Origin of the sequence: Emticicia sp. TH156, assembly GCF_002855535.1 — a bacterium.
Classification (GTDB): domain Bacteria; phylum Bacteroidota; class Bacteroidia; order Cytophagales; family Spirosomataceae; genus Emticicia; species Emticicia fluvialis.
Window position 1 is genome coordinate 235,329 of sequence record NZ_PKRS01000002.1, and the last position, 22,630, is coordinate 257,958.

At 41.2% G+C, this 22,630-nt stretch carries 20 protein-coding genes; 10 read left to right on the forward strand and 10 right to left on the reverse strand.

The genetic code is table 11. The features are described 5' to 3' along the window. The first annotated feature begins 98 nt into the window (after nt 1-98). On the forward strand, nt 99-659 hold the full coding sequence (locus C0V77_RS04975; RefSeq protein ID WP_101725231.1) for a hypothetical protein: 561 nt from the start codon (nt 99-101) through the stop codon (nt 657-659). A gap of 74 nt (nt 660-733) precedes the next feature. Here the strand turns inward: C0V77_RS04975 and C0V77_RS04980 are convergent, their stop codons facing one another. Beyond that, nucleotides 734-1,741 (reverse strand): LacI family DNA-binding transcriptional regulator, encoded by a 1,008-nt coding sequence (locus tag C0V77_RS04980; protein ID WP_101725232.1) that lies wholly within the window; start codon nt 1,739-1,741, stop codon nt 734-736. A 269-nt stretch (nt 1,742-2,010) separates the two neighbouring features. Between C0V77_RS04980 and C0V77_RS04985 the strand changes: the two genes are divergently transcribed. The 9 genes from C0V77_RS04985 (at nt 2,011) to C0V77_RS05025 (ending at nt 10,934) form a co-directional block, all read left to right on the forward strand. Beyond that, nucleotides 2,011-2,766 carry an SDR family oxidoreductase gene (locus C0V77_RS04985; protein WP_101725233.1) on the forward strand — a complete coding sequence of 252 codons (756 nt, stop codon included), beginning with the start codon at nt 2,011-2,013 and terminating at the stop codon, nt 2,764-2,766. A gap of 46 nt (nt 2,767-2,812) precedes the next feature. Then, nucleotides 2,813-3,643: a 5-dehydro-4-deoxy-D-glucuronate isomerase gene (kduI, locus tag C0V77_RS04990; RefSeq protein WP_101725234.1), complete on the forward strand. Its 831-nt coding sequence runs from the start codon at nt 2,813-2,815 to the stop codon at nt 3,641-3,643. A 52-nt stretch (nt 3,644-3,695) separates the two neighbouring features. Then, a complete protein-coding gene (locus C0V77_RS04995) occupies nt 3,696-4,868 on the forward strand; it encodes a glycoside hydrolase family 88 protein (protein WP_101725235.1) in 1,173 nt (390 codons plus the stop codon). Nucleotides 4,869-5,612: 744 nt separating this feature from the next. Continuing rightward, on the forward strand, nt 5,613-6,014 hold the full coding sequence (locus C0V77_RS05000; RefSeq protein WP_101725236.1) for a response regulator transcription factor: 402 nt from the start codon (nt 5,613-5,615) through the stop codon (nt 6,012-6,014). Nucleotides 6,015-6,032: 18 nt separating this feature from the next. After that, nucleotides 6,033-7,229, forward strand: coding sequence for a sugar transferase (locus C0V77_RS23455; RefSeq protein WP_255408946.1), 1,197 nt, complete (start codon nt 6,033-6,035; stop codon nt 7,227-7,229). A gap of 93 nt (nt 7,230-7,322) precedes the next feature. Beyond that, complete coding sequence (locus tag C0V77_RS05010) at nt 7,323-8,183, forward strand: glycosyltransferase family 2 protein (RefSeq protein WP_101725237.1); 861 nt, start codon at nt 7,323-7,325, stop codon at nt 8,181-8,183. Nucleotides 8,184-8,193: 10 nt separating this feature from the next. Next, nucleotides 8,194-8,838 (forward strand): DapH/DapD/GlmU-related protein, encoded by a 645-nt coding sequence (locus C0V77_RS05015; RefSeq protein WP_101725238.1) that lies wholly within the window; start codon nt 8,194-8,196, stop codon nt 8,836-8,838. Nucleotides 8,839-8,863: 25 nt separating this feature from the next. Then, nucleotides 8,864-9,772 (forward strand): glycosyltransferase family 2 protein, encoded by a 909-nt coding sequence (locus C0V77_RS05020; RefSeq protein ID WP_101725239.1) that lies wholly within the window; start codon nt 8,864-8,866, stop codon nt 9,770-9,772. Nucleotides 9,773-9,803: 31 nt separating this feature from the next. Then, on the forward strand, nt 9,804-10,934 hold the full coding sequence (locus tag C0V77_RS05025) for a glycosyltransferase family 1 protein (RefSeq protein ID WP_101725240.1): 1,131 nt from the start codon (nt 9,804-9,806) through the stop codon (nt 10,932-10,934). Nucleotides 10,935-11,140: 206 nt separating this feature from the next. Here the strand turns inward: C0V77_RS05025 and C0V77_RS05030 are convergent, their stop codons facing one another. From C0V77_RS05030 to C0V77_RS05070, 9 genes are all read right to left on the reverse strand, one after another. Continuing rightward, nucleotides 11,141-12,220 (reverse strand): acyltransferase, encoded by a 1,080-nt coding sequence (locus C0V77_RS05030; protein ID WP_101725241.1) that lies wholly within the window; start codon nt 12,218-12,220, stop codon nt 11,141-11,143. 214 nt (nt 12,221-12,434) lie between these two features. Continuing rightward, on the reverse strand, nt 12,435-13,802 hold the full coding sequence (locus C0V77_RS05035; protein ID WP_101725242.1) for an oligosaccharide flippase family protein: 1,368 nt from the start codon (nt 13,800-13,802) through the stop codon (nt 12,435-12,437). Between the two features lie 44 nt (nt 13,803-13,846). Then, nucleotides 13,847-15,055: a glycosyltransferase gene (locus tag C0V77_RS05040; protein ID WP_101725243.1), complete on the reverse strand. Its 1,209-nt coding sequence runs from the start codon at nt 15,053-15,055 to the stop codon at nt 13,847-13,849. Between the two features lie 89 nt (nt 15,056-15,144). Next, a complete protein-coding gene (locus C0V77_RS05045; protein WP_101725244.1) occupies nt 15,145-16,317 on the reverse strand; it encodes a glycosyltransferase family 2 protein in 1,173 nt (390 codons plus the stop codon). A gap of 23 nt (nt 16,318-16,340) precedes the next feature. Continuing rightward, nucleotides 16,341-17,789 (reverse strand): O-antigen ligase, encoded by a 1,449-nt coding sequence (locus C0V77_RS05050; protein ID WP_101725245.1) that lies wholly within the window; start codon nt 17,787-17,789, stop codon nt 16,341-16,343. A gap of 56 nt (nt 17,790-17,845) precedes the next feature. Beyond that, nucleotides 17,846-20,020, reverse strand: coding sequence for a hypothetical protein (locus tag C0V77_RS05055; protein WP_101725246.1), 2,175 nt, complete (start codon nt 20,018-20,020; stop codon nt 17,846-17,848). Next, nucleotides 20,017-20,781 carry a TolC family protein gene (locus tag C0V77_RS05060; RefSeq protein WP_101725247.1) on the reverse strand — a complete coding sequence of 255 codons (765 nt, stop codon included), beginning with the start codon at nt 20,779-20,781 and terminating at the stop codon, nt 20,017-20,019. The genes C0V77_RS05055 and C0V77_RS05060 overlap by 4 nt, the downstream gene beginning before the upstream one ends. Nucleotides 20,782-20,951: 170 nt before the next feature. After that, nucleotides 20,952-22,160, reverse strand: coding sequence for a glycosyltransferase family 2 protein (locus tag C0V77_RS05065; RefSeq protein ID WP_101725248.1), 1,209 nt, complete (start codon nt 22,158-22,160; stop codon nt 20,952-20,954). A 97-nt stretch (nt 22,161-22,257) separates the two neighbouring features. After that, nucleotides 22,258-22,626 (reverse strand): Hpt domain-containing protein, encoded by a 369-nt coding sequence (locus C0V77_RS05070; protein WP_101725249.1) that lies wholly within the window; start codon nt 22,624-22,626, stop codon nt 22,258-22,260. Between the last annotated feature and the right edge of the window lie 4 nt (nt 22,627-22,630).

Below are 22,630 nucleotides of genomic sequence, written 5' to 3' on the forward strand. Positions count from 1 at the left end.
GAGACATTAATTTTTGCAATATTGTTGCATAATAAGTTTCCCAAAACTATATTTGCACCATTGTTGCATTTGAACGTAAAACACTAAATCTCAATATCATGCAAAGAAGTCGCGTAATTCTCTTCAAAAGTATGGCGTTAGCTGCCTTGCTTTCGGTGGCAGCCTGTAAAAAAGAATCGGTAGATGTAGAAGATGAGAATGAAATTATCACAACTGTTAAATTGAATTTCACGTCGGGTGGTACTACTAAAACTTTTGTTTTTAATGACCCTGACGGTGATGGAGGAAATGCCCCCTTAAAATTTGACAATATTGCTCTTGCAGCCAATACTACGTACACGTTAACAGTAGAGTTGATGGACGAATCGAAGAATCCAGCTGATAATATTACAGAAGAAGTACAGAAAGAAAGTCAGGAACACCTTTTTGTGTTTACGCCTTCGCCGTCAGGTTTATTAACATATACTTACGGAGATAAAGACGTGCGTAATTTCCCGATTGGCCTGACAGGTACAGTAAAAACTGGTTCAGCCGGTACAGGTAAATTAAAAGTACAATTGAGGCATCAACCACCAGTAAACGGAAAAGATGTGAAAGATGGCACCATTACCCCCGGTAGCGACGACGTAAACCTTGATTTTAACATTGCCATTCAATAATTCTGGCTTACACTCATCATTTAGTTTATAAATAGTTTAGGCACTAAATCCGCATGTTTCTAACCTGCGGATTTTTATTTGGATGATTGCCGGAAGTTTAGTTCGGTGGCAATCTTGATGGTTCTTATTTCAGAGGCGTTTTGCTTTTTCTCAATCGTATCCAGTAAGATTTCAGCGGCGGTTTTACCAATGGCAAAGGCAGGTTGCACAACAGTGCTTAGAGGCGGGTCAAGCAGGTGGGCTACTCCCAGATTAGTAAAGCCAATAAAGGCTACGTCGTCTGGTATCCGTATGCCTTGGGCTTTTACAGCAGCAAAGCTATCCAGCGCCAGACGGTCGCTGGCGGTAAAAATCGCATCAGGTTTTTGGGTGTCCAGCAGTTCAAAAATCACCTGCCTGGCTTCTTCGGGTGCAAATCCGCAATACCTTACCAGGTTTTCGTCAAAGATAATACCGTATTTAGCCAGCGCAGCTTTGTAGCCTTCCAGCCGCTCTTGGGTTGTATATAACAATGAAGGGCTGGTAATATGTGCTATGCGTTTTCGTCCGTTCAGAATCAGATGTTCGGTGGCCTGAAAGGCCCCCTGAAAATTATCTGCTATTACTTTGTTGGTTTCAATGTCGTTCGTAATGCGGTCAAAAACCACCAGAGGCACGCCCCTCTTTTGTATTTCAAGCAAATGACCGGTATGGGTGGTTTGCCCGGACAACGATATCAGCACACCGTCTACCTTTCGCCCAACCAGGTGCTGAATATTGCTACACTCGCGCTCATACGACTCATGGCTTTGAAATATCACCACATGGTAGCCCCGCTTGTAGGCCTCTGCCTCTATCCCATTAATTGCCTGAGAAAAGAAGTGGTTAGCTATTTCAGGCACTATCACCCCTATTGCCCGGCTCTTGTTTTCTTTTAGACTAAGGGCAATCGGGTTGGGGTGATAATTCACCTTTTCGGCATACTCCAATACCAGCTTTTTGGTATCGGGGTTAATTTCATAGCTTCCCCTTAGCGCTCTTGACACCGTAGAAGTAGACAAATTAAGTGCCCTGGCAATATCTTTGATGGTGATGGCTTCCAATAGATTACAAAAAAATACAAATTATTAAAATACGACACTGTATACGCGCCTGCCATAGGGCGTAGAAACGACAATCAAAGATATTAAAATTATCAAAACCTAACGCGGAAAATGCCATTTTGGTAACGTTCCCGACAACGTTTGCATAAATAAAGTCATAAACATATTTGTATCTGCCTGTATTCCGTTTGCATCTTAGCATATAATTTGGTTCGGCACAACAGCTTGCGTAAGTAGTAGTATCTTTGAAAAATTCAATCGACATCCAAATGTTTAATATTTCAGGCAAAGTTGCCCTTGTTACAGGTTGCAACAAAGGTATCGGTAAAGCCATTGCCATTGGCCTGGCAGAAGCCGGGGCTGATATCATTGGCGTATCAACCAGTATAGCCTTAGAAGGCAGCGAAGTTGAAGTGGCCGTTAAGGCATTAGGTAAAAACTTTAAAGCCTATCAGGCCGATTTCAGTAACCGTGACAGCCTCTATCGGTTTATTGAACAGGTAAAGGCCGATTTTCCGGTTATTGATATTCTTGTAAATAACGCAGGCACCATACTTCGTAAACCCGCCGCTGAACACCCGGACGAATACTGGGACACAGTGATGACCATCAACCTGGACTCCCAATTCATTTTGGCACGCGAGATTGGCGCACGCATGGTAGCACAGCAATCGGGTAAGATTATTTTTACTGCCTCATTGCTTACGTTTCAGGGCGGTATCAATGTGCCAGGTTATGCTGCCAGCAAGGGAGCTATTGGCAGCCTTGTAAAAGCGCTGGCAAACGAATGGGCCAGCAAAGGTGTAAACGTAAATGCCATAGCCCCGGGCTACATTGCCACAGATAACACAGAGGCACTCAGAAACGACCCTGAGAGAAGCACGTCTATTCTGGCACGTATTCCGGCTGGCAGATGGGGCGAAACACAAGACTTTAAAGGCCCGGCTGTATTTCTGGCTTCTAAGGCCTCAGATTACGTACACGGCACCATACTAACAGTTGACGGAGGTTGGATGGGCAGATGAGACGCATTCATCAATCAGACAATTATTAAACTTTAACAATAGCAACATGCAATCAAGATATGAAAGTAGCCCTGCCGAAACAGCAGGAATGAATACCAGCCAGTTAAGAGACAATTTTCTGGTAGAAACCCTGTTTACACCCAATCAGATACATCTGGTTTACTCTCATTACGACCGCATGATACTTGGTGGGGTAATGCCCGTAGGAGAACCGGTATCGCTTGGTAATTATGAAGACCTGAAGGCTGAGTATTTTCTTGAAAGAAGAGAGATAGGAATTATCAATGTAGGAGGTGAAGGGAAAATTACTGTAGACGGCGAAAAGTTTACTGTCAATAAACTTGACTGCCTATATGCAGGCAAAGGCGTAAAAAATGTAATTTTTGAAAGTATAGACCATGCAAACCCTGCCAAGTACTTCGTTCTTTCGGCACCTGCACATGCGGCCTACCCTACCCGCCTGATGACCAAAGAAGAGGCATCACCGGCAAGTATGGGTTCTGTTGAAACAGCCAATCAACGTATTATTTATAAGTATATTCATCTCGATGGAATCAGAAGTTGCCAGTTGGTGATGGGTCTAACGGTTTTGCAAACAGGCAGCGTATGGAACACCATGCCATCGCACACACATGACCGCCGGATGGAAGTGTACTGCTATTTTGATGTACCTCAAAATCACGGAGTGCTGCATCTGATGGGTCAGCCACAGCAAACCCGTCATTTATGGGTAGGCAACCACCAGGCCATTATCTCACCGCCCTGGTCGGTTCATTCAGGCTGTGGCACTTCTAATTACTCGTTCATCTGGGGAATGGCCGGAGAAAACCAATCTTTTACAGATATGGACTTTATCACTATTCCTGAGTTACGGTAATCTTACCCGGTTTACGCATATATTAATTATTAAATTCAACCTGATATAAACTATGAAACTCACCACAAAACTTACGGTGGCAATGCTTGGCTTATCGACATTTGTTTTCGGACAAAAGAAGATAGATGTGGCCAAAGAATTTGCCTTTGCCGCACAACAATATGAAGGCATGCTGAAAAGCCACCCTGATATTACCAAAACGCCGCAATCAACCAACCCTGACGGAACACCCAGAGACATGCCCACTAGTTGGTGGTGCAGCGGCTTTTTCGGAGGTTCACTCTGGTATATTTTTGAGCAGACACAAGACCCTAAATGGAAAGATGCAGCCCACAAATGGACAATGGCCGTAGAAAAAGAGAAATTCAATACCGGCACACATGACCTGGGCTTTATGTTGTATTGCCCGTTCGGAAACGGATACAGACTAACCGGAAATGAGCAGTACAAAGAAATCATGCTAACCGGCGCCAAGTCTTTAGCTACCCGCTTCGACCCGAAAGTTGGCGTTATCAAATCGTGGAATAACTGGAAAGGTTATAAGTATCCGGTAATTGTAGATAACATGATGAACCTGGAGTTTTTGTTCTGGGCGGCAAGAGAATCGGGCAACAAGGATTTTTATAATCTGAGTGTTACCCATGCCGATAACACGCTTAAAAACCATTTCAGGCCTGATGGAAGCAGCTACCATGTAATAGCTTATGGCGAAAACGGCGAAGTGCTGAAAAAAGGTACCCATCAGGGTTATGCTGATGAATCGGCTTGGGCACGTGGACAAGCCTGGGCCCTTTATGGTTACACAGATATGTACCGCGAAACCAAAGACAAAAAGTATCTGGCCCAGGCAGAGAAGATTGCCGATTACTATCTGAATCACCCGAACCTTCCGGCAGATAAAATTCCTTATTGGGATTTTAATGCACCCAATATCCCGAACGAGGAACGGGATGCATCAGCTGGCGCCATTACGGCATCTGCTTTATTAGAGCTAAGCACTTATGTAAGCAAAGCCAAAAGCAAGGTATATTTCAACGCTGCCGAAACCATGCTGGCAAGCCTGGCAAGCCCCTCCTATAAAGCGAACTCAGGCGAAAACAACCATTTCATTTTAAAGCATTCAGTAGGCGCCAAGCCTCTGAAATCAGAAATTGATGTGCCGTTGGTTTATGCAGATTATTATTTCTTAGAAGGATTGTTAAGATATAAAAAGTTGAAAAAGTAATGGCTGTGCGCCTCTGTTATCGCCAACAAAAAAGCCCCTAAAACAAGGGGCTTTTTGCTTTAATTACAATTTATTTTACTTCTAACTAAAACATTTATTCTTACAGATGAGCCATTTGCCCAGCTTATGATTTTCATGTTTGATATTAATACTTCAATACCACAGAAAGTGACCAATTTCTACATTAACTTATAAAACAAACCCCGGCAAAACGTTTAACATTTAGACATCAAAATATTAAAATCATTAAACAAAGACCAGACATTAAGCCTTTTAACAAAGCAATTGTGGGCAAGCTGAAAAAAAAACAAATAAAACAAGCACAAAAAAAACCTAAATGACTAATAATGAACTGGTTAACAATACTTTCAATCAAACCTCTACCGCTGAAAGCATATTATTAACAATCAAATTCTATTTTTTTTTACCAACCAATAAGATTTTTTACTAATTTTCAAAAAATCAGTGGTCAGCTATTAAAAGTGACCTTAAAGCCAGTAAAAAGGCTCGGAATAGTTCATTTTTCGGGTCATATTTATAATTACGGGCTTAAATCACTTGAATTTTGTACCCTGCCTTTTTTTAGGATTTTTCAACAGCAGTAGCAGCGCAGGAATCACACATGGATACTAATAATCAGATAAAGAATACTTTGGCAAAATAATTGCTTCAAAGTTTCAGGACTTGCAGGCTTATTAGCAGGAAAAGCGATGTTTCTACTATTTCTCAATAAATTAAAAAACCATGAGCAAAAAGTTAAAACTTCTGATAATTGATGATGAGGCTAGTATCAGAAAGGTTTTAGAGCATTTCCTTAACAAAGAATTTGAAGTTACTGTAAAAAATGATGGCATGGAAGGCATGAACTGGCTGGAAGCAGGTAATGATACCGACTTCATAATTGCTGATTTGAATATGCCCAATCTGAACGGAAAAGAGTTTACCAAAGTAATCAGGTCAAGCAATTTGTATTCAGACCTGCCAATTATTATACTTTCAGGAACCGACGAAAGCAAAGAACGCATAGAATGCCTGAATCTGGGTGCCGACGACTTTATGCTCAAGCCTTTTAACCCTATGGAGGTACATGCCAAAATTAAAGCTATTTTGCGCAGGGTTAAGCCAAAATCCATCATTGATTCGTAGAAAACTCATCTGTATAATATGAATAATCCTTTACCTAATACTGCTATTGTACCGGAGGAGGAAAAGCTCCCGATTAAGATTATTTTTATTGAAAGAGACGACAAAGTAGTGGTTGATTTCCTGAAGAAATTCGGAAAAAAAATCCATATTAAAATTATGGGTACTCCGGAAGAATGTCTTAATTATCTTAAAAACACCTACCCTCCAGACGCCATTGTTATCAATAAAGGTAACGGCGGTCTTAAATTCCTTGAAACGATTCGCGGACAAGCATGGACCCGCTCTTTACCGGTGATAGTTACCAGCGAAAATATTACAGCAGGATTAATTAAAGAAGTACAGGAAAAAGGCGGTGATGATATATATCCTATCGATTTTAGTTCAGGCGATTTAATAGTCCGCCTTGAATACTTTATCAAGCGTCGGCATTACAAGGCCATGCAGCAAACCAAAGCCAGTATACTTGATGTAAAAATACCCTTCTGGAAAAGATTTATCGATGTTACCACCACAGGCCTTGCGTTATTACTACTCTCGCCGTTGTTAATTATCGTTGCTATTCTGATAAAGCTTGACTCCAAAGGGCCTGTCATATATCTTTCCAAGCGTGTAGGGGCCGGTTACAAGATATTCAGTATTTACAAATTCAGAACCATGCGTACAGATGCCGACCAGCTGATAAAAAACATGGGGTCGCTGAATATGTACACCAAACAAACCGAGCAAAAACAGATTGCCGGGTTATGCGATACCTGCCAGGCCATTGGCTCATGCCAGCAGCAGCTATATATGGACGGAGAAATGATCTGCGAGAAAATGTATCTGTCTGAGAAAAAAGAGAAAGCCGCCTTTATGAAGTTTCAGAATGACCCGCGCATTACCAAACTGGGTCGTTTTCTGCGCAACACCAGTATTGATGAGCTCCCACAGTTATTTAATATATTCCTTGGCGATATGTCGCTTGTAGGGAACAGGCCTTTGCCGCTTTATGAAGCCGAAAAACTAACTACCGACGAATACATAGAACGCTTTGCCGGCCCCGGCGGCCTTACCGGGCTTTGGCAGGTTACCAAACGTGGTAAAGGCAAAAAAGAAATGACAGAAGAAGAGCGTATTCAACTGGATATTGAATATGCCCGGAATTTCTCTTTCAAGTATGACATGAAGATATTCTTTATGACCTTCCCTGCACTTTTGCAGTCAGAAAACGTATAAGAATCTCTTTGAACCGAACCTATTTATATTAAAACACATATTGCAGCAGCCAACCGGTTAGCTGTCTGGTTTTTAACATCAAACTTTATAGAAATGGATGCAATTTCCTTACCTGGTTGGGTAAAGCAGATTCTTAGCAAGCCTTTACTGATTAATCAATATACTGAAAGTGAAATTGACGAGCTAAAGAACAAATTAGCCAGATTCAATGTTGAAAATCCGGTTGCCAGTATTTTAATACCGGCCTGGAACGAAGAAGAAGGTATTCTGCATACTTTAATTTCTCTCGCCAACACCAATACTGAATACCCGACAGAACTTATTATAGTTGATAATAACTCTACCGACGGCACCAATGCGTTGCTGAAAAGACTGGGTATAAACGTACTTTTTGAAGAAAAACAAGGCGTTGGGCATGCCCGCATACAGGGCTTGCATAAGGCCAAAGGAAAATATCTGTTGTCTGCCGACAGTGACACCTTGTATCCGCCGGGTTGGATTAATGCAATGATAAATGCTTTGAAACAAGGCGAAAAAGACAATGTTTATTGCGTGCATGGAACCTATGCCTTTTTACCGAGCGATAAAACCCCTCGCTGGCAATATGGAATTTATGAGTTTCTGAGTGGCTTTGTGATTCGTAAAAACGAGAAAAACACACCATATCTGAACGTTTTGGGTTACAACAGTGCGTTTATAACCCAAAAAGGTATTGAAGTAAACGGCTACGATATACCTGTGCAACGTACCTTCAGAGGCATTGCACGTAATAAAGGCGGCTATGCCGCAGTAGATGGCATGATGGGTTACAGACTCATGGAAGCCGGAGGTAAAATTGCGGTGGTTTCAGATTATGATGCCAAAGTCTGGACAAACGACAGACGTATCCAGATTGACGGTGGTATCTGGAAAGCGCTGGTGTTCCGTGTGCAGAAACATCTTTTCAAAAAGTAATTACACGGCCATGTCAATTACACAGATAATTAAAACAAACCAGAGCCTGAAGCAATTTGTGCACTGGTGTTTAATACCCAAACATCAGGCAAGACCCCGACTATGGGTGTCTTGGTTTGTTAACCCGTTTTTCCATAAAAAAGGTAAAGGAGTAACTATTTGCCACAGAACCCGGATGGACGTTCTGCCGTTTCAACCTTTCAGTATCGGCAATTACAGCACTATTGAAGACTTTGCTACCGTCAATAACGGTGTTGGCGCGGTAAGTATAGGCAATAATTCAAGAATAGGTATTGGCAATGTAGTAATAGGCCCAGTAAGCATTGGTAATAATGTAATACTGGCACAAAATATTGTTATGAGCGGGCTAAACCATACTTACACTGATATTGAAACGCCTATTTCTCTGCAACCGGTTACTACCTCACCTATTGTTATTGAAGATGATTGCTGGGTAGGAGCCAATGCCGTGCTAACCGCCGGTGTTACCATTGGTAAACATAGCGTGGTAGCTGCCGGAGCCGTAGTTACCAAAAGCATCCCACCTTTTAGTGTGGCAGTCGGCAATCCAGCCAGAGTTATTAAACAGTACAATCCTGCCTCGCAAAGGTGGGAAAGCACCATTAAAAAAGAATCCTCTCCGGCTAACGGATAATTGTTTTCTTAAGCCCCATTTACCTATGCCCGCCGATTTCCCCAAGGTTTCAATTATCACCATTAATTTTAACGGCACAGCTGTTACGGCCGAGCTGTTGCAATCGCTTGAAAAAATCACTTATCCTGATATTGAAGTGGTTGTGGTAGATAACAGCACAAAAACGCCCGGGCATGAATTATCCATCAGATTCCCGTGGATTAAATACCTGGAAACAGGAGAAAACAGGGGTTTTGCAGGTGGTAACAATCAGGGAATAGAACTAGCCACCGGCGATTACATATTTTTACTGAATAATGACACCGAAGTAGCGCCGGATTTTCTTGAACCATTGGTGGCCCGTATGCAAAGCGATACAACCATTGGGGTAGTATGCCCGAAAATCCTCTACTTTGATGAGCCGGATACCATTCAGTTTGCGGGTTTTCTGCCCATAAATCCTATCACCGGCAGAGGGTTTTCAATTGGCTATCTTGAAAAAGACAAAGGCCAGTATAATGAAGCCAGACCAACCTCGAGGGCACATGGGGCAGCCATGATGTTTTCCAGAGCTGCCATGGAAAAAGTAGGCCTAATGGCCGAACTTTTCTTTCTATACTATGAAGAAATGGATTATTGCGAACGTTTCAAACGAGCGGGATACACCATCTGGTATGAACCAAAAAGCAAAATATGGCATAAAGAATCTATCAGTACCGGAAAAGGTTCAACGCTTAAAACTTATTATTACGGCCGGAATCGTTTATTGTATTTACGCCGTAATACCTTCGGGTTCCAGCGGGTTTTAATGTATCTCTATTATTTCATCATTGCCGTACCGAAAAATTTACTCGGGTACCTGATAAAAGGAGACACCGCACATCTAAAGGCTTTCTGGCAGGGTTTAGCCTGGAACTTCAGCAATGGTTCAGCCGATATTCACGATAAAAAATAATCAGTACAGCAGCATATAAACAAACTTCGCAATGCGTATAGGTATAGAAGCTCAACGGATTTTCAGAAAAAAGAAACACGGAATGGATATTGTTATCCTGGAGGTACTCCGTGAGTTGCAGCAATTAAATACTCCTCATGAGTATTTTGTCTATGCCCAGCCCGACGAAGATATGCAAGCGCTTTCAAATAGCGCCAATACGCATCTGCATATAACCAAACCTGCCTTGTATCCTGTTTGGGAACAAAGCCTTCTGCCTAAAGCCGGCAGGAAGGATAACATAGATTTACTGCATTGTACCAGTAACACCGCTCCTATTGGCTCTTCTGTTCCATTAGTGGTTACAATTCATGATATTATTTATCTTGAAAAATGGATGATTCGAGAAGGAACCTATTATCAGCGTTTTGGTAATCTGTACAGGCGCTGGAACGTACCCAGAATAGCCTCAAAAGCAGAAATAATCATAACCGTAAGCGATTATGAGCGTGAACGGATTATTGAAGGTCTTAACATTTCGCCTGATAAAGTACGCACGGTTTACAATGCCTGCGGCAAGCATTTTACACCAGAACGAAATGAGGCCGAATTACTGGCTTTTCAAAAGAAAATGGGCTTGCCTGATAAATTTATTCTTTTTTTGGGTAACACCGACCCAAAGAAGAATCTGCCCAATGTTATGAAGGCCCTGGATATACTTCATCAAAGAGGCCAGCTTGATTTCAAGATGGTTATGCCTGATTTCGGTAAAGAACATTTATACGCCTTGCTGAAATTGCAGAACAGCGAATACCTCCTGAATCATATTATGCTTACCGGTTATATTCCAAACAAGGAATTGCCCAATCTATACCGGCTGGCGCAATTGTTTTTGTACCCTTCCCTGCGTGAGAGTTTCGGTATTCCTATTCTGGAGGCTATGAGTTGCGGTACGCCGCTTATTACCAGCAACACCTCTGCCATGCCGGAGGTAGCCGGAAACGGAGCCTTATTAGTAGACCCGACACAACCGGAGCAGATTGCAGAAAAAATAATAAAAGTTCTTACTGATAACGAGATACGTAAGACATCAATTGACTACGGAATTAAAAGAGCTGCCATGTTTTCGTGGCAAAAAACTGCTCAGGAAGTAGTGAGCATCTATAATGAAGTGCTGGCTTAGTCAATAGCTTTGGCTTTCTTTAGTAGGTACAAGCCTCTGGTCCTGGTCTGTAAGCTGGCAACCCGACAATGAAAAATCCGGTCCTTTGCGAACCGGATTTTTAAACAATATACGTATCCTGAACCATTCTTAACGGTTTTCTCTGCAAATACAAAATACTAGGCCTATGAAAGGCATATTTTTAGGCAGAGAATTTTTTCTGCTGCTCAGCTGGCGGTAGGTTTATGAGCGGGCAGTTTAACTACTCTCTTTAAAAAATTATGAATCGGGGGTTCGCCATATTTGGCTATCAGATGCGAAACACCAATCAGAAATGCAATGGGTAAAACAGGCAGCAATAAACCCGGAATAGACGGAAAGTACCTATTCAGTTTTATTATCATCGCTATCATAGCGCTTTCGTGAATGAGGTATAGAGGATAACTAACAAAACCCATATAAACCAACACCTTGTTATCAAATAAAGCCTTCAATTTATCTGAGTAAATGGTGGCCATAAAAATAACCAGAATCATTATTGCCCATAAAAATACAGCAGGGGTTCTTCCAAAAGTAAGAAAGAGTGACGATACCGATGAAATAACACCAGTTGCCAGAGCATAGCCTAAAAATGACTTTTGATGCTCTTTATAGTAAATATACATAAGAGAACCACAGGCAAACCAGCCAAAATAAATAAAACTAATCTGATGTGTTAATACATTAACCGGAACCAGCGCCTTGAATCCCATTTCTTCAACCAGAATTTTGATAATCATTCCACCTATGAAAATCAAGAAAATAGAAACAATTGCTTTTATTCTACCCCAGAAAAAATAAAGCAGGCCAAATATGAAATAATACTTTACCTCAACATACAACGACCAGAATACACCCTCCAGATACCCCTGATTATTGTGGAATATTTTGTTAATCCAGGCTGGTTCCATAAAAAGCAAACCCGGTATCACGTCTTTCAATGGAGGTATGCCGCCGGGTCTTTCAGGTAAAAATCTGGCGGTGGCATATATTAATACAGTGGCTATAAGCATTGCCGGAAATAACCTTAGCCATCTTTTAATAATAAATTCTTTAAATGAATAGCATTTTTCGAGCGTCATTAAAATTACAAAGCCTGAAATCAGGAAAAACAGCTGTACTCCTAACCAGCCTTTTTCAAAAAGCGGGAAGTCGGCAAACTGGCCGCCATAAGGCACCATGGCGGGCCATCTTGTGTAGGCATGATACAGTATAACCATCAGGATTGCCAGCCCCCTGAAACCATCCAGAAACTTAATTCGATTCATCTTTTTTAAATAGTAAGCGTAAACAATTCCAGATACGAAAAGAGTAATTATTGAGGCAATTTACTTTGCCTACGATAAAAAAACGCAAGTAATCAAAATAATCCACAGGCAGTTATGAGGTATATAACCATCTACTGCTTTTATAAAGAGCCAATAGTCCATGCTAATAAACAATGCAACTAAAGTGTATTTTCAGAAAATTACAAAACGTACTTCAGACCTTTTTATGCTTGCTTAAATACTGTTTAGCGAAAGCGCTTATCTGCGAAAACCCAACCGTATAGAAACTCAGCAAGGTAAAGTCGAGATATTTTCTTAACCAATAATAACCAAAGAATGTACCGGATATAAGCGTGAAGAAAGTAGCTAATGCCACACCATTGATGGTTTTAAAAACCGTAAGCGCGATAAAATCGAACACCACATTGGTGGCAAGCATGATAAGTACTTTATAAAAATTTATTTTAGGTTTATGTATGATGTCAAGCGTGATACCTAAGAATCGGTCAATGGGTAGTACCATAGCAAAACTCATCAGAATCCGATAGGCCGAAGTTGCATCTGTGCCCACATACTTACTACCGCCTAATAACTCTACTGCAAAATCTGCCAATAAAATTATCAGGATAGATACCGGTATTAAACCGATTGAGATGGTACCCGCATACTTCTGCATAATTTCGGTTACTTCTTTTTTATTGCCTCTGTTAAAAGCAGCCGACATAGATGGCATACCGGTAGCCAGAAAACTACGCAGCGGAATTTCAATGATTTCCATCAGGCGCATCGGAATAGCATACATGGCAATGGCAGCAGGCCCCGCCGTACCCAACAGAAACATAATGATGAAAGTATCTGAACTACGCAGCAAGTTGGTACTGATGGATGTACCTACGCTGTACTTCCCGAAATTGAACAAATCAAGTATAATTTCCCTGGTTCGCTTCGGGAACGTCCGTATGTGTGTCCAGCCTTTAATAATACAATAGCTGCTTACCACAAAGGCGCTTCCGGCGTTTATCATAAACAGTAAATCACTGTGCAGTTTACCAAAGATGATAGTGAGCAGAATCATCACAATAAAAAAGCCCTGATTGAGTATACGTAGTATCAGGAGTTTATCAAATCTTTGGCTGGCTTGCAGTATCCAAGACGAGATGGCAGAAGGAAGCGTGCATAAAAAGGTGATTCCAAACCAGCGGATGGTATTCATTATACCCTCATTACCGGTAAAGTTTAACAAATGCGCACCAATATAAAACAGTATGTTGGTCACAATCATAATGGCTGTAATTGCCAGACCCAAAAACCATACCGAGCCCAGAACGGCATCACCCCGTTCTTTTTCTGTACCTGAAAAAAACTTGATTAAGCCCACCTGAAGAAAACCGGTTCTGAAGGTATCGAGCAAAACAAAAACAGTCTGAAAGAAAAACCAGTAACCGATTTCGGTGGCAGGTAAGTATCGAAACAGAATACCGATAGTAACCATTGATAAAACAGCCATGCTCCCGTTGGCAAACAAGGATAAGAAATGTCTGTTTTGCAGTTTAGCTATTCCTTTTTTAAGGGTATTAATCATAGGTTAATTAGTGCTTGGTAAAATGTATTTTAAGAGGGCAGGTACTATTTGCCAGCCAGTAATTGGTTCTGAACCTCAAATATTTTCTCAACGCAGGCCTCCCAGGTATGGCTTTTACCACAGGCAATAGCTGCTTTTTTTTCTGCTTCTGTTTGAGGTTGAAGCGCCTTTTCAATAGCCTTTATGTATGCCTGTGTGCCCACGGCCAATTCAACATGTGGCAAAAACATCTGCATGGCAATGGTATCGGTAGCCACGGTTGGCTTACCCATAGCCAGATACTCATCAATTTTGCGCGGGTAGTTACCTATGGTCAGTTCATTAACGAGTTGAGGATTCATGCAAACATCCATAAACCGGATATAGGCTGGCAATTGAGCAGGTTTTTTAGAACCCAGAAAATGCACATTGCTCATGCCGTGCAACTGGCTGGCCTGAAACATGGCTTCTTCAGGCCCAATCAAAACAAATTGCCATTCTTTTCTTGTGGTGGCCAGCTCTTCCAATAGCTTTATGTCGAGCCTTTTGCCGGTAAGAAACCCGGTATAACCAATTCTTGGCTTTGGTATATCTTTCAGGTCGGCTGGCTCCTGATAGCTTTGGTCGGGGTCATACATATCGGTTTCACAACCCTGGCCAATATCGAGGCTTAACTGATGAAACTGCCGTGCGTACTGCGCCAGATAGGCCGAATTTGCAAAAACAGCATCGGCATCTTTTATGGTATCTGGCTCTATTCTTGTTCCGTGAAACTTAAAATAAGGGTGCTCTACCAGGTTGTCTCTTATATAATAAAAGCTAAGCAAAGGCCGTAGATATGCTTTGGTATACAAACCTGTAAACATCTGGCTGTCGTTTAAAACCACGCATCTTTCTGCATTCCAGCCCAATTGTTTAAGGGCTTTTTTTAGGCTGTTAAAAAAGCCTTTTCCGTTTCTTCTGTTCAGAAAATTGTATAGCGAAATATTCCGCAGCCAGTTTATAGAATAAGATACAGTAGCCGGGGTATGTACCCAAAGGTTGTCTGCTGCCTTAAAGGTATTTTCACCAAAGCCTAAGGACAATTTCAAGCGCCTTTTACCGGCCTCAGTGTTGGCCTGTTTATAAACAGATTTTATATCAATAGCAGGATTAACATACATAACCGGTTTGTTCTTGCTGAATTCAACAGCCAGATTTCGGGCATTACTGCCCAGGTTCAGTTCCCATTCCTGCTGGGCAATAACAATGTATGCGTCAATCTCTTTTAACATGTTTTTTTTCTTTAGCTTTAAGCCCCTGTTTAAAACCCCAGATTAAACATATAATGGCGGGTATGGCAATAATTTCCCAAGGCATCTTTTTAATGGTCTGTTTCTCCGTGTGGTGTGTGTATAAACTTTTTGCGTGCTTTACCTATGTTTAAAGCTGCTATAAGAATAGAAAAAATAGCAACCGGTATCTGCAAAAAGGCAGCCAACAGTTTTCGGTTATACCATTTTGCCGGAATCCCCATCAACAAGGCAATAGCAAGGGCAACAAATAAACCCAGGCTGTAATATAACAAAGACGGAACGAAGAAAAAGGTAAATGCTACCCACAAAACCAGAACTGCCACCAGCATTACTCTGGGCAGCAGGTAGGTCTGAAACACTTTATTGAAAAAAGAAACATTGCCTTTAAACAGCATTACCCAGCCTTCAACAAAATACTTCTCAAGAAATTCTATTTGCATGGCCAGCCAGCGGCTTCTCTGTTTGCTGAACACTTCTGTTTTTGCTACTTTTTCGTCATACACATAATGACCGTCCAGAAAAGCAATTTTCTTGTGCAGCTTCATCAACCTGAACTCCAGTTCTTTATCTTCGCCAGAGGTATCACCAATATCAGCCAGCAGGTTTACAAATAATGACCAGTTAAATGCCATACCACTGCCTATCAGGGCAGAGGGCAAACCAACAGCCACATGTCCTCTTCTGAAAATATGGTTATTAATTTCTTCTGTGCAGGCGTCCAGCAATGCAAAGGGGGTCTGAAAATTCTTGGCTGTGCGATGGCCTTGCACGGCCTCATAGCCAGCCTCAAATGCGTTGTTTACGGCATTCAAAAAACCGGGAGCCATGTGGTTGTCGGCATCAAGAATAACCACAATATCAACCGGGTCAGTAATGGTGGCATCAATGGCTTTTTGCAGCGCTTTACCTTTGGTGCTTTTCTCGAAGCTCACTTCAACTATTTTTATAGGAAGAGCCCTTAAAACATTAAGCGTTTTTTCGGTGAAAGAATCAGCAATAATAACTACTTCAAACAATTCAGCGGGATAATCCTGCCTGATGGCGTCTTTTGCGGTAGCAATAATAACCGCGTCTTCTTTATACCCTGGTATAAAAATGCGTATCTTTCTGTTTTTTGCGGCTTTGGCAAAGGCCTTTTTTTTACCCACTTTACCGGCAACCGAAAAAAACAACAGATACACAACCTGTATAGTAAGGTAAATCAGAATAACAAATTGCAGAATAAGACCTAAGTAGTGCATCGCAAATAGTTTTAGGTTGTTTTTTATTTACTGTTACCGGCTGGCAATGGTGTGTCCCATCTTGGGCTTAGCCATATTATAACCCAACTGAAATAGATAACTGCCGACGACGGCATGGCATTCATTACTTCGTTTCCATAACTACACAGCAGAATACCCGTTGCCCCGGCACATATAGATGTAAGCTGATTTTTGAGAACAGGGTCTCGGGTTTTCCAGATTATGCCAGAGCATTTACCGGTTATGTACATCATGCTTCCAAACCAGATAATAAACCCTACTATGCCATACATGCCCCATATTTTTACATACATGCTGTCTGGCGGTATGGTTGATATAAACTTATCTGCGTTGTATTTAGTACCCCAGTTACCCATTGTACCCACACCGGCACCAAAAGGCTTGTTTTTTATAAATTCGCGTAATTTTTTCTGATTCCGTAACCTTGCCTGCAATGATGCGTCTTCAGGGTCCAGTGATGTTCTGAATCTAACAATCTGGGCATTGCCGTTGCCAATGGTGGTGTACTTTAACATGCCTAAAAAACCAAGACCAATTACTGACCCTAAAATCAGCATCTTTATTTGCTTGCTTAAAACCAGAAAAGTAAAACCGCCACCAACCAGTGCTGCCATGGCTCCGCGCGTTCCTGAAAGCAGCATTCCATAAAAAATAATAACGGCGGCTATCAAATACCAGAGTTTCTTTGCCTTATTATATGGCCCCACTGCCAGAATAAAACACATAATAGATAATTGTGCCTGTGATGCCCCAAACTGGGCGGCCTCCGGATAATAAGAGAATATCCGTAGCTTACCAAACAAAATGTGTGTAACTTTTGCTCCTGCCTCCAGCCATCTCATTTCTGCGGCATCGGGCCCAAGTATATTTTGCTTTACACCATAGAGGGCACCCAGCAGCGACAAAATAATGATTATATTCAGAAAGATATTCACATCTTTCTTTTTATTGAGCAATAAATAGCCAGTTGATACTGTCAGTATCCAATATAAGGTGGTTGACCTCATTTCATAAAACCATCCTTCAAAGCTGGGTCTTTCCGGGTTTCCGATTTGCAGAACCGTAATTACAAACCATACAAAAGCAATCCAAAACAAATCGTTATTGAGATGCCTGATTCTATATCTGTTTGTGGTATTAAATAAAAGGCTTAAGACAATCAGCACAAGAATGGCATCCATTCCCAGACCAAACTGAATACCGACTATGTGTTTGCCTAATGTAGGCATTAAAAAACAATAGACTAAAAAGAAGTAAATGCCAAACCGGGGCTTGTAGAAAAGAACAATGACGAAGGCAATTACAAACGGCAAAACAATAACCATCATTCCGATGGTTATTCCTATATTAGCAATAGCCCATCCTAAAATAACAGCAATAAGAGTAAATGGTAATAGCCATATACTCTTTAGTTTATTTCTGTTAGATGTATATAAAACATCATTTTCCATGCAGTAGCAGAAGCAATTAAATCAATCAGAACCGGAAGGGTTATCAAGGAATCGGGTTAACGAATCCTCGATTTATTTCCAAATTCAAGTTTAACCAGGCTTTTTATAAAAGAGCGCAACGCGTTTCTTTTCTTGGGTACTTCGCCCAATGTCTCTTCGGCAAAATCTGTCTCTACACCATTCAGCAAAACCATCGGGGTTGTACCAGTTGTTTTGGCAAACAAGTCAAGAATTTCGTCGTCTCGTTGGTCCCAGATACGGTTAGCCCTGCAAAGCAGAATTGTCTGATGTAAATGAGGGAACAACCCAGGCTTGATTATCATTTTTTCAAGCGGAGGAAACTCAATAAGTACAAAATCTACATCTTTCTTTACAATCAGGTTATTCTTAGCTTCCCAGTTGGCAATCATGTTTTCTTCGGTATCCCATTGATGGGCTTCCAGGCTCATAGGCATAGAAATGCCAAGTTGTTTATATTCAATAGTTGGCAGCAGCAATTGTTTTTCAACGCTGAAACTCAGGTTGGTCAGTTCCTGCTCAAGCATATCAATAATGGTGCTTTTGCCCTCTCCTTTCTGCACACTTACGAAACCAATATAGACCGGCTTGTCGCGGGGGTCAACTCTTGATAGCACTTGCTGCATCAAACGAACATTGGCTAACTCCAGAAATTTGGGATTCTCACTCAACAGCGGGTATAAGCCCATAAATGGCTTACCTATCATTTTTTTAGCTCTACTGGGCTCAAGAATGGTTTTATTAATAAAGGCATTGCCTAAAACTACTGACAGCACCATTATAAAACCACCCAGAAAACCCACTACCACCAGAATAATCCTTTTAGAAGCATTGGGTTTAAGAGGCAGATACGGCGGGTCAACTACGTTTAGTTTTGAGGTGATTTCAGAGTTCTGCTGCGAAAGTTTGGCAAGGTTGAGGTCATGAAGCATCTGCAAATACTCTTGCTCATAAACAGATATCTGTCTTTCAATCTTTTTAAGGAAAGCGCCCAGCGGAGCAAATTTCCGGTATTCTTCAGTAAATTCTCTTTTGCGTTTATCCATCACTGCCAGTTTGGCTTTACCCTGTTCAACTGCAATGGTATTTTTAAACCATTCGTCAAGCACATTTTTGGTGGGTATTCCTTCCGGCGTATTTGTGTTGGCATTCAGCTTATCTAATGATACCCTTAAGTTATTTTCAATAACGTTGGCATAAGATTTCAGGCTGTCTAGTTCTCTCTTGTTTCCTTTGCCCCTATTAATTGCCTCACTAAAGGCAATTTTATTATAGACATCCGAGAGTTTTTCACGCTCGTTAATGATCTCACTACCGTAGAGCGACTGGTAAACCCTGTTCTTGATATTTTCATTTACTTTATCTAATGACCTGATTGAGGCCTGCTCGTCCATTTCCAGATTATGGTTCAGGGCATACAAGTCTTCTTTTTCATTGGCAACTGCCTTACTTTGCTCATAATAGTTAATAATATCGTTTTTCTTGTTAAACTCCAGAAAAACCTGCTCAACAGAATCGAGCCGGGCAAAAGACTTTTTGCTTTGCTCTTCAAAATAGCCTACAACCGAAACGGTTTGCCCGCCTTTCAGTAAACGATACTTATCCATGAAGATGTCCTCCAGCAGCTCCAGTGTATGTTTACAAATAAAAGGGTCATTGGCTTCATAAGAAATCTTAATGAAGTCGCTGCTGCTAACACGGTTCGATTTTATATTATTGAGTGCATCAATAGAATAATTGGGCACTTTTGAGTTAATGAGCCTGTAAATAACATTGGTGTCATTCTTTTTCATGTAGCTCGCAATTGCGGCGCGGGTTTCTGGCAGCGTAGATTTTACGACACTATCAATGGTCGACTGCGGCACGAGTTTCTTCAACTCTGTATATGACCCCCAGGTCATTTTTGAGGGGTCATGGTTTTTCATAAATAAGTGTTCGGCCAGCAAACTTACTGCCACATCTTCTTTGGTTTCTCTGGCCTGAATAAGAGAAAGCAGGTTATCAAACGCATTATTGGCAGTAAAAAAGTCGGCTTTTATACTGCCAATCAGACTATACCCGGATGCAATACCTGTATAAATAGTTGTTTCGGAAGTATAAACTTTTTTCTCGTTTCTGGTAAAATAAAAAATGGTTGCGGCCAGAACCAGAGGCACTAAAATGAGTGCCTTCAGGTTTTTGTAAATGATATTTAAAAAATGAAGAAGTGTCATTTCACTTGTTGTAATAATGAGGACAGACTAACCCCCGTAAATGATTCTAACTGAAAAAGATTGGTCTGAAATTTATTTAAAGTGGTTTCGTATTCCATTTTTGCCTTGTTGATGTAATCAAGCATTCTGGATACTTCAGATACACTAAGCTGACCCTGCAAAAACTCTTTCTCTGCCAGATTGTAATTAACCTGAAATGCCTGTTTGTTACTACTGCTTATTGCCAGCAGTTTATGAGAAAGTTTTAATTCCTGATAGAGGGTGATTACATCCTGCCTGATTGACAATGCTGAAACGTCTTTATCGTTCTCGATTGATTCTATCTGAGCCTTTCCGGTGTTTATCAGGTGTTTTCTGTTAAGTAAACTTGAAAGCGGGAAACTGATACCACCACCTACACTATAGAACCCCGACTGAACCATTGTGAGCCTGTTAAGCACGTTTTCGTACGAGGTCTGGTCGGTAACGGCTGAATAATTGGTTCCATAATGGTAATTTCCCCCTACTGTAATTCCGCTGTAAATGAGGTTTTTATTATATTTCAGCGTTGATTCTGCCGCCTTAAGGTTACTATTCAGTTTTTTTATCTGCGGCGAGTTTTTCAGGGCTGCATCAATCAAAAGGGGCAAAAGGGCGTCGGTAGCCAATGCTCTTGTCAGGGCATCTTCCGTGGCAGTTACCTGAGCTCTTGTCTCAGAAATGGTAAAAAAGTAGGAAACTAAAACAATGAATACAACTAGAGAATTTTTACGCAATGCCATTTAAAAAGACTGGTTATTGTTATGATAAATACACATAAACTGAGCTACAACGGCTTACAAAACCCATTATCAGTCAGTATGTCAAAAACTGTGCCTTTTTAATAAAAACAATCAAAAAATAGACGTGTACCGTAACACGTTGTAAAAATAACACAAAAATATCGGAACATTTACGTTGCGCGCCTGGCTTTTTCCCATATTCCTGAACTTACCCCCTTTCTATAACGGTTAAAGCCCAAAATAGCGCAGTAGTTCATAAATGAAAAATAGAACGGAACGAACAAAAGCTTGATTCTCATCTTCCGGTTTTCGAACCAATACCCTAATATAGCTAATAAATAAAATAAAACCTGCGCGAACATTATTATTTTATAAAAACTAAAGCCATTATCAGGGTCTTCCAGCAGCACTATTAGCAGGTTACACAAAAAAATAAGTGGCAGACAAAACGGGGCCACTGCCCACCGCATTGCTCTGTGAGAAACATACTGAAACGAAAGCCATCCGTATTTGAAAACGTTCCATAAAAATGCAAGTCGTCCTATTGACTGAAACCCACCCGTTGCAATTCTTACTTTTCGTTTCATTTCGTCATCTATTGAAAATGAGGGGCGTTCTATGGCGTAGGCATCAGGTTCATAAATTACTCTGTATCCGGCGGCGGCTACCCGCAGCGACACCATGAAGTCATCAAGCAGCGTATCTTTTTCAACGTTTCCGTAAAGGTGCGTTCTTACGGCAAAAAGTTCTCCGGCTGCTCCTACCACCGAGTACAGCCTGGTATCCAGTTTCTTCAGAAAAGATTCGTACTTCCAGTATAAGCCCTCACCTGCCCCGGCGGCGGCTTCAGTACTATCAGTTTGTATCCGCTTCTCACCTGCTACTGCGCCAACGTTTTCGTCCTCAAAATGTCTTACAATATTTTTAAGTACATGGTTGTTCAGGGTTGTATTGGCGTCGGTAAAAATAACAATCGGGGTGTTTATGGTTTTAATGGCCATATTCATGGCCTCAATTTTTCCCTTTCGTTCTTTACCACCTATAATGCGCAGCCTGGGGTAGTGTGGCTTTAGCCCCTCAAGGTACTCTGTGGTACCATCGTTTGAGCCTTCAGTTACAAAAAGAACTTCGAGCTTATCTGCCGGATACTCAAGACCAAAAGAATTTTTAACCTTGTCAGCTATGCAGGTCATCTCGTTATAGGCCGGAACCACCAAGGTAATTTCTGGTTGGAATGACGGGTTATTAAAGGATTTAAATGAAATACCCATCATTTTCCTGATTTTAACAAGCGCCCATGCTAACAATCCGTAGCCTAAGTACGTGTAAAAAACCAGGCCGGTAAAAACCCAAAAAAGAACTTCTATAATAGTTTTCATCTGTGGGGGTAATAACGTGTTTGACTTTTAAGTAAGGTAGTTACAAAGGGTTAATCAGAGAAAGGCTGACAGATAAAGCAGTTTGAAAACCTGAGACTCACAGGTAGTCTTCCATCCGTTTAAGATCTTCTTCTATAACAAGTTTGGCATGGTTTACATCAACTGCAATTTGCTGGTATAGTTTATTGAGTTCGCCTGCTTCAGGGTTTGCCTTTGCGTAGGATTCAAAGGCCTGCATTTTAGGGTGTAGAAAAGTAAGCCCCACCATTGAAAAAGATGGTTTTATCTGATGCGCCAGGCGGCCGACTTCATTAAAGTTTTTCTGGTTGATCTGGTCCTGTATTTCGTTCCAGACAGGGATACTTTCTTCCAGAAAAGAATTAAACATTATTTGCACGATAGAGAGGTCTCCACCATAAATCTCGTTTATATAATCTGCATCAAGATGCGCATTAAACTCAAACATAATA